The 15102-nt window shown below is 59.6% G+C and carries 14 protein-coding genes; 6 read left to right on the top strand and 8 right to left on the bottom strand.

Annotation, left to right across the window (positions count from 1 at the left end; genetic code table 11):
• Positions 1-105 precede the first annotated feature (105 nt).
• From CVS28_RS18030 to CVS28_RS18020, 3 genes are all read left to right on the top strand, one after another.
• Positions 106-3039, top strand: coding sequence for a DEAD/DEAH box helicase (locus CVS28_RS18030; RefSeq protein WP_103482377.1), 2934 nt, complete (start codon positions 106-108; stop codon positions 3037-3039).
• A gap of 628 nt (positions 3040-3667) precedes the next feature.
• Positions 3668-3853 carry a hypothetical protein gene (locus CVS28_RS18025; protein ID WP_103482376.1) on the top strand — a complete coding sequence of 62 codons (186 nt, stop codon included), beginning with the start codon at positions 3668-3670 and terminating at the stop codon, positions 3851-3853.
• A gap of 9 nt (positions 3854-3862) precedes the next feature.
• Positions 3863-4156 carry an HXXEE domain-containing protein gene (locus CVS28_RS18020; protein WP_103482375.1) on the top strand — a complete coding sequence of 98 codons (294 nt, stop codon included), beginning with the start codon at positions 3863-3865 and terminating at the stop codon, positions 4154-4156.
• A 231-nt stretch (positions 4157-4387) separates the two neighbouring features.
• On the opposite strand, the gene CVS28_RS18015 is transcribed toward CVS28_RS18020, so the two are convergent.
• The 5 genes from CVS28_RS18015 to CVS28_RS17995 form a co-directional block, all read right to left on the bottom strand.
• Complete coding sequence (locus tag CVS28_RS18015) at positions 4388-5155, bottom strand: SCO1664 family protein (protein ID WP_103482374.1); 768 nt, start codon at positions 5153-5155, stop codon at positions 4388-4390.
• Positions 5155-5715, bottom strand: a complete 561-nt coding sequence (locus tag CVS28_RS18010) for a DUF3090 domain-containing protein (RefSeq protein ID WP_103482373.1) — start codon at positions 5713-5715, stop codon at positions 5155-5157. The genes CVS28_RS18015 and CVS28_RS18010 overlap by 1 nt, the downstream gene beginning before the upstream one ends.
• 24 nt (positions 5716-5739) lie before the next feature.
• Positions 5740-6432, bottom strand: a complete 693-nt coding sequence (locus CVS28_RS18005) for a histidine phosphatase family protein (protein WP_103482372.1) — start codon at positions 6430-6432, stop codon at positions 5740-5742.
• Positions 6433-6591: 159 nt separating this feature from the next.
• A complete protein-coding gene (locus CVS28_RS18000) occupies positions 6592-7212 on the bottom strand; it encodes a hypothetical protein (RefSeq protein ID WP_103467182.1) in 621 nt (206 codons plus the stop codon).
• Between the two features lie 74 nt (positions 7213-7286).
• Positions 7287-7835 carry a hypothetical protein gene (locus CVS28_RS17995; RefSeq protein ID WP_133159193.1) on the bottom strand — a complete coding sequence of 183 codons (549 nt, stop codon included), beginning with the start codon at positions 7833-7835 and terminating at the stop codon, positions 7287-7289.
• A gap of 391 nt (positions 7836-8226) precedes the next feature.
• On the opposite strand from CVS28_RS17995, the gene CVS28_RS17990 reads away from it, so the two are divergent.
• Both CVS28_RS17990 and yiaA read left to right on the top strand, forming a co-directional pair.
• On the top strand, positions 8227-8871 hold the full coding sequence (locus tag CVS28_RS17990; RefSeq protein ID WP_103482408.1) for a dihydrofolate reductase family protein: 645 nt from the start codon (positions 8227-8229) through the stop codon (positions 8869-8871).
• Between the two features lie 429 nt (positions 8872-9300).
• Positions 9301-9765, top strand: coding sequence for an inner membrane protein YiaA (gene yiaA, locus CVS28_RS17985; RefSeq protein ID WP_103482370.1), 465 nt, complete (start codon positions 9301-9303; stop codon positions 9763-9765).
• A 90-nt stretch (positions 9766-9855) separates the two neighbouring features.
• Here the strand turns inward: yiaA and CVS28_RS17980 are convergent, their stop codons facing one another.
• Positions 9856-10470 (bottom strand): NAD(P)-dependent oxidoreductase, encoded by a 615-nt coding sequence (locus CVS28_RS17980; protein ID WP_165788200.1) that lies wholly within the window; start codon positions 10468-10470, stop codon positions 9856-9858.
• A 244-nt stretch (positions 10471-10714) separates the two neighbouring features.
• Here CVS28_RS17980 and CVS28_RS17975 point away from each other — a divergent pair, with 244 nt between their 5' ends.
• Positions 10715-11602 (top strand): DUF808 domain-containing protein, encoded by an 888-nt coding sequence (locus CVS28_RS17975; protein WP_103482368.1) that lies wholly within the window; start codon positions 10715-10717, stop codon positions 11600-11602.
• 72 nt (positions 11603-11674) lie between these two features.
• On the opposite strand, the gene CVS28_RS17970 is transcribed toward CVS28_RS17975, so the two are convergent.
• Together CVS28_RS17970 and CVS28_RS17965 are read right to left on the bottom strand one after the other, a co-directional pair.
• Entirely contained in the window at positions 11675-13786 is a 2112-nt protein-coding gene (locus CVS28_RS17970; protein ID WP_207797256.1) for an FAD-dependent oxidoreductase, read from the bottom strand.
• Between the two features lie 213 nt (positions 13787-13999).
• Positions 14000-15043 carry an LLM class flavin-dependent oxidoreductase gene (locus CVS28_RS17965; protein WP_103482367.1) on the bottom strand — a complete coding sequence of 348 codons (1044 nt, stop codon included), beginning with the start codon at positions 15041-15043 and terminating at the stop codon, positions 14000-14002.
• Between the last annotated feature and the right edge of the window lie 59 nt (positions 15044-15102).

Genomic DNA, 15102 nt, shown 5'->3' with positions numbered 1-15102 from the left:
GTCCCGTGGGTTATGTCAACATGGACACGTGGGCGGGGTGCAAGTAGGGACGCACGCCGAGCATTAACGTCACAGCCTGCAACAGCGTAGTGGAGAGGTCGACTTATGCCCTTGTGGGATCACCAGAGGAAAGCCGTCGTTGTGCTGCGGAGATACTTGCGCGGCTGGAACTCCGGAGACGGCGCGGCGCTCATCACGATGCCGACGGGGACAGGCAAGTCTGCAGTAATTGCTCAGATTCTTGCCAATGTTCCTACGGCCAGACGCTTGAAACACATGATGGTGGTGACGCCATGGTTGGGCCTCGCGCAACAGATTGCTGAGGACATCGACGAGCGTGTCTGGCTGAACCTCGGACTTCCTAGGCCCATGAATCTTGGAGGCGTCAAGATCGTCAGAAGCGCGAAGTCCTTTCTTGAAGAGGTCTCAAAGCCAGCAACCCAGCCCACCGTGTTCGTCGCGACATTTGCGATGGCGCTCGAGATCCTCAACCAGGAGGACGTCGGGATTGAGGGCATGGCGAGAAGATTCGTCGAGTTTGGCGGGGTCATCGTGGATGAATGTCACTATGAGCCAGCGCCAAGCTGGTCGCAGGCAATCCGAGCGATGGGGCTACCAATCTGCCTCTTCACCGCGACGCCATTTCGCAACGACAATCGAATGTTCAAACTGGACGAGTCCTCGAAGTATCGGTACTCGCACAGTCAAGCGCAAGAAGACGCCGTGCTTCGAACGCCTGTGTTTCACACTTTGGCGCGACAATCGAGTCCGGGTGCATATGTTGCCGAACTCCTTGACGTGCTGGATCAGCAGGGCCTGTTAGCGGCAGGGGAGCGAGTCCTTATCCGATGCGCAACTCGCGCCGATGTCGTGGCCATCGCGGGAGTCTTAAACGAGTGCGACAAGCGCCTCATCGCCGTCCACGAGGCATTCGATCAGAATGATTCGTCAGGGTATCTACGTCGAAGACTGCCCGCGCCCGCTCGTCGGCCGGATGTCGATTTCTACGTTCACCAACATAAGCTTACCGAGGGCTTCGACGACCCAAAGATCCGTGTGCTTGCGATCTATGGTGACTTTGGAAATGACCGAGCGCGGGTTCAGCAGATCGGGCGCATTCTTCGCAATCCTCAGCGTCAGGCTGGCGATACCGCGCACGTTCTCTCGGTCGATGATCAGATTGCCACTACCTGGGACCGGTATCTGCGCTTTGATCAAAACCTCGGCGCGCGCGCGGTGGCAACAGATCCGGTGGATCTCGGTTCCCTGCTCCAAGGCCAGCCTGATTTGTTCTACTGGGACCGCCTGTTCAGAGAAAAATTCAAGTTCGACGCTGACGACGCTTGGACCAAGATCCGATTCTCCTACAGTGCAAACGTAAGGCGAGTACCCGTCGGGTTCGATCTCGGGGAGGCGCTTCTCGATGTCGAACGAGATCTCAGGGCGGTCGATCGGAATGTCATTGCGCAGTTCAGTCCTGTCGAAGATGTCCGGGTCTTTCTATACATCACAGTGCGCAACTCGCCGATCCTTCGAGATGGCGCATTTGTCGAGACGGAGCTTGGCTACGCAGTGTTGCACTGGGATGATGATTTGCTCCTGTATTCGTCACCTGACGGCATCGTTGAGAGCCTGCGAGAGGATACGTTTCCCGTTGACGCGATAAAGCTTGCGGCTCTCATGCACGAGAGTGCGACCGTGACATCTATTTCATTGACGAACAATGACCTCAGTGATTGGGCTGTGCGTTCACGTTCGTTAAGTGCCCGCGATTTAGCCGAAATCGCTGCGGAGGTAGGGGATTCGACCTTTGGGTTCGCTACGGCGTACGGCCACATGCGCGTAGACGGCAAGCTGGTGCAGCGCTATACCGGAGTCAAAAACGGTCGAGTAAGTGATCGCCGGGGCGGTCAGGGTACATTCGCTGAGCTATATGCCTGGTATGGGGACATTAAGAGTTCGCTCAGAGCGACCGTGATACCCTCCGCGGCCCTCGACCGATACTCGCTTCCCGTAGTCCCGACCGAAACGCCCATCGCGGCTCACGTGCTATTGGATGTTGCCGGCGATAGCTTTCGACCTGAGGACGATGGTGCGGCCCCGCTTGATGTTGAATGGTCAGGAGGCAGGGTCGCAGATGGCCAGTTCAAGGTGACAGTCAATGGTCAGCGGGTCAAAGCCAAGATCCGTTGGGACGAGTCGACGAAGCGCTACATCGTCAAGTCTCGCTCGCAGATCCCGTATCGAGCCGTTGAGGCACCTGATCTTGACTTCTGGGGTTACATAAACCGCAAGCAGCTGCTACGAGTCGCCACAGCAGACGGACTCGTATACTCCAATCGGAGTTTTTGGAACCCAAAGATCCGTAGCCGTGGCGCTCAACGTGGTTTGCTCTCCGTTCTGACGCCCGTGCCCGCGCTTGACCTCGCTGTGCAGGAGAAGGGGCATACAGACGGGCGGCGACCGTGGCCAGCGGACACAGTGTTTGGAATCCTCGAATCGGTCCTTCTGCCGGCGGAATTGAACGACGATGCGACGATTCTTTGCACTGACATGGGCGCAGAGATTGCAGATTTCGTTGGGTTTGACTCCCGCAAAGCAATTTTTGCCCACGCGAAGGGAAAATCGGGAGGGAAGCGCTCCAAGGTCTCAGCTTCCGCGCTGCACGATGTTGTTTCACAGGCGATGAAGAGTCTTCGCTACATGACGATTGGCAATGAAGACGCGCCAGATACCGGCTACTGGGGGTCCGAATGGAGTACCGGCAAGTACGGTCCTGCCTCGAGACTCCGTCGAGGCGATGCCCTCGCCAGTGGTGCTGATTACTGGGCCGCTACCGACAGCGTGATTCAATCTCATGCGGCGACTCGCGAGGTGTGGCTCGTGCTAGGGCGGAGCATGTCGAAGGCGGCGTTGACAGCCGAGCTGCAAAAACCTAATCCGCGCGCCTCCGCACTGCAATGTCACGCGCTCCTCACTAGCGCTTGGAGTGCGTCGCAGCAGTGTGGGGTGCGCCTGCGTGTTTTCTGTTCGGAGTAGTCCTTCGTGCGCGACGCGTCAGGAAAGGTCTAGGCGGGTCATTCGGGAGTATCAGTGTGGCGGCCCGTACAAATGAATGTACTACCCCGCTGAAACGGGGACGCCCCGACGCCGATCTGTCCGCAGCCCCCGCCGCGATCCACCGACTGGAGCGTGAACGATACCCGCGAGGCCAAGTCGACCTGTGCGGGTTGTGATGGCTACTTGAGACCTCCGGAAGAGCGTTGAGGTTTCGCATGCCCAGAGTGAGATGATGGTCCATCGGTCCCTGACAGCACAGACCGTTCACCTGAGGTATTCCGATGCGAGGACTGGTCTGAAGAGCTTGGTCGATTCGGCGGGTGGCACCACCGCGCAGGTCCCCATGCGTGCGACTGGACGAACCACTACGACGAGTGCCCGTACTCGGCGAGCGTCGGTGGGCGACCGGACTCCTGGCCTCCTCCTGGCGTTGACTAATATTCCTTGACCATCGGAACGTGGTTGAATTTAGGTTCTACGTCTAGTGGAGCTCCGGTTCAACCTCTCGATTGCATGGCCTAAAGCACTCTGTAGGCTGTGAATTGATGCGGGTGGACGTGGGCCAGTAGATTCAACCGGTTTGGATGCGCGAGGCGAAGGACGAGTTATGAGTTGGAAGGGGCCGACTGCACTTTTTGCGGCGTGGATAATCCACGACATTGAGGAGGCATTCGCGTTTCCTGCATCCTGCGATCGTCTCGTGGATCGCACTGGTGTAGAACAACTCAGGATCACGCCGAAGCAATCGTGGATCGCCGTGGGGCTGATGGGAATTCTGGTGGCGGTGGCTTGAGGCCGCGGCGTGCACTCTGCCGGTAAGTCGGCGACGTATAGGGCAGTCGTTGCCGGGCTGGAAGCCCACGTCGTGACTCACCTCGGCGCTTCAGTTGCGCAGCGTGGTTACACGGCCGGTGTTGCGACGGCTTTGCCGATCATGCTTCCCGGGGCACTCATGGCCCGTCGAGAACTCCAGCGGGACGGCTGCGGACTGCGGTTCCGGGATACTGTTAACGGCGTCACGTTGCTCCTGCCCGCCGCCCTGGTATGCCAGGGGGCTGCACGACTGATCCGTCGGGTGTCCGCGGCCAAGCGCTGACCGGAACAGCAAAAAACGGCATGGCGCGTGAGGTTGCTACGTACCGGAACTCGGTGGAGGTCCGCTTCAACGTCTAGGTCCTGACATTCATGCAATCTTTTGGGATGGCCGCCGAAAACACTTGTTCTTGGCGGCCATGTGCTTTTTCTACGGGGTACCAAATGGAAATGATGTCGTCCGCCGAGGACGACTCAACGTGACGCAGACTGCGAAGCCAGTAGCCGTAATTCCTTAGAACAGCGGCCAGGGCACCGCCGACATTTCACCGCTCGGAGCCGGAAACTGCCCTGCCAAGCGCAACCGGGCGCAGCGCGCGGCGAGCGATGCGATTTCTTCGGCGCTGAGCAAGTCCGCCAGGTTTCGGCCCAGCTCACCATGCAGTCCTTCGCTGACACGATCTATGCCGTCCAGTTCCTCGGAAGTTAGGTCCTCTCCCAACCAGCCCCACAGCACCGTGCGCAGCTTGTGGTCACGGTGAAAGGTGAGCCCGTGGTCCACACCGTGCCGGTGTCCGTCAGCCATGGCAAGGATGTGGTCGCCTTTGCGGTCGGCGTTGTTGACGATGACGTCGAACACCGCCATGCGTCTGAGTGCAGGCGAGTCTTCGTGAACGAGAGCGACCATCCGTCCGTTCTCATCTTGTCCCTGGAGAACTTGTTTCCAACCCGTCTCCGGCACGTGGTCGGCCGCGATCAGGTTCACGGCGTCTTGGGCGGGATCCTGCTCCTGCCAGAGCTGCACCATTCCTTCGCCCATCGGACCATCGCGCAGCCAGGTGGGGGGCACGACGCCCCAGCCGAGGGCCTGCGAAACCAGATAGGCGGCCACCTCCCGGTGGGCCAGCGTTCCCTGGGGAAAATCCCACAGCGGACTTTCGCCGGCTATCGGCTTGTAGACGACCACCACGTCGCCGATGCTGCCAAGAAATGTGGCGTTTGACGCCGTCGTGATGCGGCCGGTGAGCGTTAGCTCGGCGGTCTCTAGGTCCGGCGTTGGCATCAGAGCTCGGGAAGGGTGCAGATGTGTCCGTCAGCGTCCACGGGATAACCGCAGAGCGGGCACAGGGGACGCCCAGCACCCACGATCTCGCGGGTGCGCTTGGCGAATGCGCGGGCGGTGCCGACCGGGATTCGCACCAGCAACATTTCGGACTCGATAGCGCCGTCCTCATCAGACGATTCGTCGTTGTCATCATCGTCATCATCGGAATCGGGGATGGGGTACGCCTCAATGACGATCTGGGCCGTGGTTGGGTCCCACCCCAAGCTCATGGCCCCGGCGCGAAACTGCTCTTGGACGGCCTCGAGCGGGTCATTGTCGACAAGTTCAATGGGAGTACCCGTGGGAATGCTGAAGGGGTTGCTTTCGACGGTGAGGAGCTGATCGAGAATATCGTCGATATTCTCGGCGAGCAGAGCCGACTGCTGCTTCTCCAGGGCAATACTAACGATCTGCTTCCCTGCGCGCACCTGCAGGTAGAACGTGCGTGCCCCCGGAAGGCCGATGGTGCCAACGACGACCCGATCAGGCCAGGAAAACTCGTGAACAAGTGTAGGCATGTCAATATTCTAGGCGCATGATCTTCATGGCGCCTTTGTCCCTGCACCGCCGCCCACCGGCGCATCGCCAGAGTGGATGTGGTTCGACAGCCACGATAGATCACCCGCGTCGGTGTTCGTCGCATAGACGCTCGGCCGACTGGGGCCGTAGCGCACGATCGATACGGAGGCGGGGCCCACGTTGATTCGCTGGAACAGGTCAAGGTGCATGCCGAGCGCGTCGGCGAGGATTGACTTGATGATGTCACCGTGACTCACCGCCACCCATACGGCCCCTGGCCCGTACTCGGCTTCGAAGGCTGCATCGTGGCGGCGAATTGCTGCCACTGACCGAGCCTGCATCGCTGCCATGGATTCACCTCCGGGAAAGACGACGGCGGACGGTTGCGACTGGACAACCGGCCACAGATCCTCGGTGGTGAGCTCACTGAGCATGCGGCCCTGCCACTGGCCGTAATCGCATTCGGTGAGATCGAGGTCAACGGGCGCGTACGGCGCGCCAGTCTGGCGATCGAGGATGAACTGGGCGGTCTGCTGACAGCGCTCAAGGGGGCTCGACACCACTCCGACTAAGGGCACGGGCGCGAGTCGGTCTCCGGTCAGAGCCGCTTGGTCCCGCCCGATCTGGTCCAGGCTGACGCCGACAGCCCGACCGGCCAGCAGTCCAGTGGCATTGGCTGTGGTGCGGCCGTGCCGCACGAGAATAACTGTTGCCATCCACCTAGCCTAGCCACCCGCCGTCGACGAACCCAGCCCAGAAGCCGAGTGTCACCAACTTGATGGACAATCAGAGCAAGCCGGTACAGGTGTAGCCCCTTGATCTCATCACGCGTTCGCGCGCGGTCACCTCGAGTTCGGCTCGTTCGAAGACGTCGACTACGTCTCTTTCGTTTTCCATTTCATGTCGACCGGAATGTGCCTGCGTTCGAACTCGGTGCCAACCCAGTCGTATAGGGGCTTGTAGTCGAGGGCAGGATAACGAAACAGTTTGATCTTCAGCTGCGGTATGCCGGCCTTCGTTTTGAGTCTCGGAATGCCCAAGGGCTCCTTGAGATGGACTACGAAAGCGGAATTCAGATCAGCCCGATCCCAAATGGCCTGGATTGCGGCATGGTTGTGATACTGGATGCTGGTGACATGGGAAATGGAATCCCAGGGGATCTCGTGGCCTCCCCTCACAGTGAGCCCTTTTGCAGAAATCTTCAGGTCAATGGCGTTCTCTCGCTTACGGAATGTCCCCATCACGCCAGTCGCGAACCCGATGCAGCCGAAGATGACGCAGATTCCGCCAACTGCCATCGGCAGACCGCCGACCCTGATCTGTGCAAGATAACTCGGCGTGCCGGGAAGGTCAATGGTCGCCAAGTACAGGCCCGGAAAGAACATGAGAAAGCCGAAGAAGAGGTTTTTGAAGCTCCTGTCCAGCATGGGCCAGTAGTGCGGACTCGAACTGACGAAGTCTCTGATGGCGTATTTGCCCGATCTTGCGTTCTTCAAGGAGTAAATTTCTCGCTTTCCTGGTATCAGCTGCCGGTCACGAGATCGTCAGCGACGGCCGAACAAAGACGTGGCTACGTCTCTTTCGTTTTCCGCTTCTCGTCGATCGGAATGCCTCGGCGCTCGAACTCGGCGATGAACGCTTCGTGGAGGAGTGTGTAGTCGACGGCGGGATAACGGACCACGTTGACCTTCAGGTAAGGAACACCGTCTTTCGTCCTGAGCCGAGGAATGTCCATGGGCCCGTTGAAGTGGACCTCGAAAGCGCGATTCAGATCAGCTCGGTCCCACAAGAGCTGGATTTTGGCAGTGTTGTCATACTGGATGCTGGTGACGCGGGAAATGGATTTCCAGGGGATCTTGTGACCACCCCTCACGGTGATTCCGCTCGATGCGATCTTCAGATCGATCGCATCGCTGCCTTTGCGTGCCATGCCCGACCACGCAGTCAACACCCCGACACAGCCGTAGATGAGAGCCAGCCCGCCAACCATCGTAGGCGTCCCATTGACGATGATCCGTGCGCGACTGCTCGACGTGTCGGGAAGGCCGTTGAGGATCAAGTACAGGCCCAGCGGTAGCATGATCGCGGCCACGAACAACAGTTTTGTGCTCTTCTCCATCCTGGGGGCATGGTGCGAAACCGAACTGATGAACGCTTTGAAAGGCTGCTTGTGCCATGGTGGATTCCTCATGGGAGTGCTGTCTTGGCTCTCGTCCAATAGTTCAATTCCCATCTTCGCGGTTGTGCTTTAGGCGACTGCTTGGCGCGACGGTCCCAGCGTAGGCGCCGCCGTCTCAATTATTTATTATTGCAGGCCCCGCCAGTGCAGCCCTGCCCCGAAGTCGTCGGGCAGTGCCGCGAACTTAACCGTGCGGTCATGCCCGCGGGTCGCCGAACCGATCCCGGCGAGGCAGTTTTCCGGCCACCTGACCTCCAAAATGATTGCAGTTCAAAATCACTCTGGGCTAGGGTTCAAGCGTTTCCAGAAAACAATTACTCAGGGAGATGTCATGGCTCGGACGAGGGTACACAGCCTGTTCGTTTCTTTAGACGGATATGCCGCTGGTGATTACGTGACGCTCGAAAAGCCGATCGGTGATGCCGGGGCGCTCTTCGGTAAGTTCGACGGACGCGTCATCCACGGCATCCATGGCATGGACGACTCTGTGACAGTGGATCGGGCCATGTTCAGCATGTGGGGCCAAGGCATAGGGGCGGAGATCATGGGCCGCCGAAAATTCGGTCCGCAGTCGGGCGAATGGCCCGACGACGGCTGGAAAGGATGGTGGGGAGACGCACCGCCCTTCCTCACTCCGGTCTTCATTCTGACTCACTATCCTCGCAAGTCACTCGAGTTCGCAAACGGCACCAGCTTCCACTTCGTAGATGCGTCTCCCGAGAAAGCGCTTCGTCTGGCGCAGGAAGCGGCCGGCGGTTTGGACGTTCGGATCGGAGGCGGGCCGTCGACAGTGAACGAATTCCTGCAGGCTGATCTCATCGACTTCCTGCATGTGGTGATCGTTCCGATCGTGCTCGGCTCCGGTGTTCGGATCTGGGATCACTTGGCTGACTTGGAAGGCCGGTTCAGCGTCGAATCCATCAGCACGTCCAGCGGGCTGACGCATCAGCTGTGGAATCGGAAGGACCGCGCGTGAATGACGACCGTGCGGCAGTTGAGCCCATCATCAGCCTCAAAGGCGACAGCTACCGACTACGAAAACACCAAACCACCGACACCAAGGCGCAATAGAAAAACACAACCTATGGCCCTGTTTTCAAATTGCCCTACTGGCCCTATTTTCGGTTGGCGGTTTGTGTTGCGTCTGAGCTGTTCCTCGACGTGGTTCAGGATCGCGTGATGGTTCGTTTGAATGCCTAAAGTGTCTCCTTGGAGCCACTCCGAGTACTGAGAGCATCAAGGTAGCTTCTAGACACAAGAGAAGCCCGGCATCTATAACGATGCCGGGCTTCTAGCGTTTAAATGGTTTTTGAGACTGAGCTGATCCGGCCATGGGACGAGAAATCACCTATGCTGATACTAGATACAACATTCGATGGAGTAATTAACTTGAAGGGTAGGAATCATGAGTGCGACGAATCAGCTAGGAAAACCGACAGGTGCTTTTGTAGGGGCTTCCTGGATTGCTTTGGGGTTAGGAATGGGGGTCTACTTCATAGGCCTCTGGAACGCGAAGATGGAGCTGAATGAGAAGGGTTTCTATCTCACTGTGTTTCTATTCGGGCTTTTTGCGGCGGTGTCCCTCCAGAAAGCGGTCCGCGATAAGTCCGAGGAAATCCCCGTGACATCCATTTACCTCGGGATCGCCTGGTTTGCGCTGCTGGCGTCACTGTTGTTGCTGGCGATAGGTCTCTGGAATGCAGAGTTGCTGTTGAGCGAGAAGGGTTTCTACGGCATCGGTTTCGCCATGAGCTTGTTCGCCGTCGTTGCGGTGCAGAAGAACATCAGGGATCTTGCAGCCCACAAGGCTGTCTACCCTGATCTACACGTACAGGCCAGGCCCAGTTTTCTGGACAAACCAGAGCTGTAAGAGGTCCAATTGCAAAGAAGCCGCAGAGCCCACCTCTGCGGCTTCTTCTGTGGGTCGGATCATTAGCCTCTTAGGCTAACCAGTGCGAACTCATCGGCTGCTCAGGCTGAGCGCACTGCCGTGAGTGGAATCATTATCCAGAATTTCGAGCATGCATGCCGCGAGGTCACCACGTGGAATCGAACCGTAGGGCTTCCCTTCTCCGGTTGCCCCGAGCGCAGTCCAGGTGCCGCTGGGGACCTTGTTGGTGAGGCCGGCTGGTCGGACCACTGTCCAGTCAAGACCAGAGGTGGTGACGGCCAACTCCTGCTCGTTGTGGTCAGCCAAGGCCCGTCCGAGCACGAGCTGAGTAATCAGCCGAATAGGAGCCGGTAGCGCCGACGCCGAATCACCTGCCCCCAGTGAGGATTGCACAACGAGCCTGCGCACGCCTGCCGCCTGCATGGCCGCAATGATTGTCCGTGTGACAGCAGCACGTTGATGGTTGACGCCCTTAGCCCCACCTACGGTGACAACTACGACGTCGGCTCCGGCCACGGCTTCGGCGGCTGCTACAGGATCCGTCGCATTGCCGGTGATCGCCCGAGTCCCGGCCGGCGCGTTGCCGCTCCGGGAGAGGACTGTGACCGAATGCCCTGCCTGAAGGGCAAGGGAAGCCAGCTGAGCTCCGGTGCCTTTCGAGCCGCCAATAATCGTGATCTTCACGAATTCCTCTTTCGTCGTCGACGCCGTTGATGTCTTCGAGAAGCTTACCGGCGTCCGCAAGGCCGAGAGTTCTGTAGTGGCAAGTGCCCCGGGCGCAACGGCGGGCGCAAAAATACCGTCCGGATTCGCTGGTTCGGTCTAAGATGTTCTCTGCCCGGCTTTTTCTCCGGAGTGTCAGAGAATCAATGCATTTCTGCTCTCAGGCGTCATGACTACACCAACCGCAAGACCCAAGGAGTGCACCATGTCTGTTGGCTTGCTCGCCATCGTTGACGACATTCTGACCGCCGCTTTGAAGGCGTCTGCTAAATCGGCTGGCGTGGTGATTGATGACGCCGCCGTCACCCCGCAGTATGTTGCCGGCCTGACGCCCGCCCGCGAACTGCCGGTTGTGGCCAAGATAGCCCGCGGCTCGCTCATCAACAAATTCGTTTTCATCATTCCATTGGCCCTGCTGCTGACGGCCTTTGCGCCGTGGGTGCTGCCGTACCTGCTGATTATCGGCGGTGTTTACCTCTGCTACGAGGGTGCCGAAAAGGTGACCGAATGGTTTGGTCACGTTCATGCCCACAAGGAAGAGGGGGCACGCGATGAGAAGGCGCTCATTGCTGGTGCGGTGCGCACGGACCTGATTCTTTCCACCGAGATCATGCTCATCTCGCTGTCCAATCTTGACCCGGAGATGGGCTTCTGGATGCGGCTCGGTGCCCTCGTGGTGATTGCGTTGGTGATGACGGGGCTGGTCTATGGTGCGGTTGCGCTGCTGGTGAAGCTCGACGACGTCGGCATCAAGATGGAGGCCAGCGAGAACAGCGGCACGCGCAGGATAGGCGCCGGAATTGTGCGTTCCATGCCAGCCGTGTTCCGCGTCATCAGCATCATTGGCGCCGTGGCCATGCTCTGGGTGGGCGGTCACTTGGCCATCCTCAACGTGGGCGAGGTGGGCTGGCACTGGCCCATAGACCTGCTGCACAAAGTTGAGCATGCCTTGGAGCCGCTCGGCGCCGTTGTGACCTGGTTCGGCGACACCTTGGTGTCCGCGTTGGCCGGACTGCTGATTGGCCTGATCGCCGTCGGCGTCATGTTGCTTGTCCAAAAGCTGCTGCCCAAGCGCCACCACGCGGAAGCCTAATCTCACCCGGCTCAACTGAATAAAGCTCGACGGCGGCACCCACCTTGGGTGCCGCCGTCGAGCTTTATCTGGCTACAGTTCGGTGACAACTTCCCACGAGGAGTGGATGGCGCCGTGAATATAGTTGACGGCGCCGGCATCGCCAACCACGTCAAAACTGATTCCGGCGTCCTGCAGCTTGTCCGCTAGGGGAGCGGCCGCCGTCGTGCCATCCGCGTAGACCACCATGGCCGCCGGGGCACTGAAGGATTCCTCGCCCTCGGTCCACTCGACAGTCTTGGGCGTGATGCGGTCTATCGTGACGTTACGGTGAATTTTCACGCCGTGGTCAAGGGAATCCTTCACAGCAGTCCAGCGCCGCGGCATGGCCAAGGGCAAGCCCAGCTGCTGCTTCTCATGCAGGAGAGTGACATTGCGGCCACGCTCGGCGAGGAATTCGGCAAGCTCCAAGCCAACGAGCGAGCCGCCAATGACCACCACGTTTTTACCCATGGGCAGCCAGTACTTGGTGAACTGACGCACGAACTCGGGGCTCTTGGTCAGGCCAGAGAGGCGTCCCATTTTGCCAAGGTTGCTGAGGACGAAACCAGCCTCCTGTGCCGTCGCGGTCCCGAGCATCATGGCACGCAGCGTGTCGCCTGTCTGTACGTTCGGCAAGTCGCCGCCGGGGAAGTCCGGCTTGGGGCGGACAGCGCCGGTCGCCACGATCACATGATCGGCGTTCAGCGCCCGGATCGTCTCGACGGTGGCCGGTGTGTTGAGCTTGACCGCGATGCGCAGGCGCTTGATCTCGGCCTTGAACCAGCGCAGCAGGCGTTCGTTGTCAGGGGTGGTCATCGTGGAGAACCACATCGTGCCACCAAGGCGATCTGACTTATCGAGCACGGTGACGCGATGTCCGCGCTCGGTAAGGACACGGGCGCTCTCCAGGCCTGCAGGGCCGGCCCCCACCACCACCACATGCTTGCTCGCCGAGGCGGGCTTGAGCGGCAGCAGCGCCTCGTTTCCAAGTGCAGGGTTAACTGCACAGAAGGGGGTGTCGTCGAAGAAGTTCTCGGCAACGCACAGGTAGCAGTTAATGCAGGGGCGGACCTGGTCGAACTTGCCGTCGCGCAGCTTGTTCGGCAAGTCCGGGTCGGCCAGCAGCTGGCGTCCCATGGCGGCAAAGTCGACCTGGCCGGCCGCAATGGCCTTTTCGGAGATCTCCGGCAGCATCCGGCCCACGGCGATGACCGGGATCGTGAGGTGTTTTTTGATCTCGGCAGCGTTCTTCAGGTAGGCGCCAACCTTGCTGGGCAAGGGGCCATCGGTGAAATTATCGAAGGGGTTCCGCCCCCATCCGGTCACGTGGATTGCGTCCGCGCCAGCCTGCTCGAACAGTTGCGAGGCCTCAATCGCTTCCGGTGGCGTCAGGCCACCTTCTTGCCCGTACTCCTCGCCGGAAACTCGAACGAGGATGGCCAGCTTGTCGCCGACCCTCTCCTTGACGGCCTTGATGACCTCGCATGCAAGACGGGCCCGGTTGGCCAGCGGGCCGCCGTACTCGTCAGTGCGCTTGTTATCCCGCTGGTTCAGGAACACTCCGAGGATGTAGCCGTGCGCCACATGGATTTCGATAGCGTCGCAGTCAGCCTTGGCGATGCGTTCGGCGGCGTCGGCCCAGTCGGAGATGAGCCCGGAAATATCATCGTCGGTCATTTCCTTGTACGTTGCCTGCTTCCCGGCGGTGGCTGCACCCATCCGACGCAGTTCATCCGCGGTGCTATCTGCCAGTGCCGACATGTTGTAGCTGTAGTCAGGCTTGTTGGGTGCAAGGACCGGGCGATCGTTGGCGACGTCAACGCGGGCAACCTTGCCGTGATGTGTGGACTGAATACACAGCTTGCTGCCAGCTGCGTGGACAGCGTCAGCCAGCGCTTTCAGGCCCGGGATGAACTTGTCATCCGAGAGGCCCGGCTCCTTCATCGAGGCCGCGCCAAAGGGGAAGGCAATGGCGCAGGCGCCGGTGATGATGAGGCCGGCTCCTCCGGCGGCGCGAGCCACGTAGTGGTCGATCTCGGTCTGTTCGATCTCGCCGTGCTCGGAGACGTTCATGTCCATCGCCGGGAGGACAATGCGGTTGGGTGTTTGCATGGGGCCGATGCGTCCGGCGGCCATCAGGTGCGGGAATGTCTTGGTGTTCATGACTCAATAATACTGTCCTATGGACACTATAGTTTACTGGTCATCGTCAAAATCGGCTGCATCTGGTGTGTGATGCGACGCAACTCCTACATCAGGGCGTCGCGCAGCCGAATGATGCAGTGAGTGCGCAGCTGATGCGACTTCCGGCGCTGGAAGTCACATCAGCTGCGCACTCACGGAAGGCAGGCGAAGGCGCTGGGGTCCCGTAAGGGTCTAGCCCTTAGAAGGGGTCCAGCCCAGGGCCGGGCCCAATTTTATGGAAATGTCGGTGAGGATCTGCACGTAGTCTTCATGGTCGAAGCTGAAGGGCAGCGCGAACGCCACTTCATCCACCTCCTGGAATCCCGCGTGTGCGTACAACTGCTCCGCGATCTGTTCGCTGGTGCCGATGAGATCCGGGGCAAACAGCATCCGTTTTGGCCCCTGCGGCGCTTTGGTGCGGGGAGTGCGCTCGTCGACGTACCGCTGGTACTTTTCCCGCTGTTTTACCGAGGCTGAATCCGTCGGGATCACCACCAGCCCTTGGGAGACCCGGGCTGGCCCGCGCGTCTGAGCTGATGCCTCGGCTGCTGCACGGTAGGCGCGGATTTGTGATTGCTGGATTTGGGCAAACACCGGTTCTTGATGCTCTTCGGGGAAGACCACACTACTGGTGAGCAGATTGAATCCATTTTCTCCGGCCCAGATGGCCGATTTCTTGCTTGCCGCCCCATACCAAAGACGTTCACTCAGCCCCGAAGAGTGCGGCTCAACACGATTGGAGAATTCTTCCACAACGCCCTGCTTGCCGGAAAATTCCCGAACCGGTTCTCCTGCAACCAAACGGGCAAGCCGATCTACCCGTGCGTAGCTGAAGTCCTCCAGCTCGGCGGAATCGGGATAAAGTTCGTGTTTCACCGTGTCGTAGTGCATCGGTTCACCCACACTCAGGCCCGGATTGATCCGTCCGCCGGAGAGCAGATCCACGGTGGCAAGGTCCTCGGCCAGGCGCAAGGGGTTTTCCCAGCCCATGGGGGTCACAGCGGTGCCCAGCTCGATCCGGGACGTGCGCTGGCTGGCCGCAGCCATGATCGCAATGGGGGAGGAGATGCCGAACTGCAGATGGCGGTGTCGAAGCCAGGCGCTGTCGAATCCGAGTCGCTCGCCCAATTCGATGACCTGCAACGTTGATTCGTGACCCGAGGCAGGGTCCGCCGGATCGAACAATCCGATGGTGAGGAAACCAAGCTTGCGCAGCGGACGTGAGGAGTCGGTCATGGCTTCCTTCATGGATCGGAGTACGGCTGATTCTCATGATAGGTGGGGGATCGGGCGCG

The organism is Arthrobacter glacialis (genome assembly GCF_002909415.1).
Taxonomy (GTDB): Bacteria; Actinomycetota; Actinomycetes; order Actinomycetales; family Micrococcaceae; genus Specibacter; species Specibacter glacialis.
Note: the sequence above shows the minus strand (reverse complement) of the source record. Positions and strands in the feature narration are given on the sequence as shown.

What these genes read in the sequence shown, in the direction of transcription:
- CVS28_RS18030 (WP_103482377.1), top strand. Translation starts at nt 106, where the DNA reads ATGCCCTTGTGGGATCACCAGAGGAAAGCCGTCGTTGTGCTGCGGAGA.
- CVS28_RS18025 (WP_103482376.1), top strand. Translation starts at nt 3,668, where the DNA reads ATGAGTTGGAAGGGGCCGACTGCACTTTTTGCGGCGTGGATAATCCAC.
- CVS28_RS18015 (WP_103482374.1), bottom strand. Translation starts at nt 5,155, where the DNA reads ATGCCAACGCCGGACCTAGAGACCGCCGAGCTAACGCTCACCGGCCGC.
- CVS28_RS18010 (WP_103482373.1), bottom strand. Translation starts at nt 5,715, where the DNA reads ATGCCTACACTTGTTCACGAGTTTTCCTGGCCTGATCGGGTCGTCGTT.
- CVS28_RS18005 (WP_103482372.1), bottom strand. Translation starts at nt 6,432, where the DNA reads ATGGCAACAGTTATTCTCGTGCGGCACGGCCGCACCACAGCCAATGCC.
- CVS28_RS17995 (WP_133159193.1), bottom strand. Translation starts at nt 7,835, where the DNA reads ATGGAGAAGAGCACAAAACTGTTGTTCGTGGCCGCGATCATGCTACCG.
- CVS28_RS17990 (WP_103482408.1), top strand. Translation starts at nt 8,227, where the DNA reads ATGGCTCGGACGAGGGTACACAGCCTGTTCGTTTCTTTAGACGGATAT.
- yiaA (WP_103482370.1), top strand. Translation starts at nt 9,301, where the DNA reads ATGAGTGCGACGAATCAGCTAGGAAAACCGACAGGTGCTTTTGTAGGG.
- CVS28_RS17975 (WP_103482368.1), top strand. Translation starts at nt 10,715, where the DNA reads ATGTCTGTTGGCTTGCTCGCCATCGTTGACGACATTCTGACCGCCGCT.
- CVS28_RS17970 (WP_207797256.1), bottom strand. Translation starts at nt 13,786, where the DNA reads ATGAACACCAAGACATTCCCGCACCTGATGGCCGCCGGACGCATCGGC.
- CVS28_RS17965 (WP_103482367.1), bottom strand. Translation starts at nt 15,043, where the DNA reads ATGACCGACTCCTCACGTCCGCTGCGCAAGCTTGGTTTCCTCACCATC.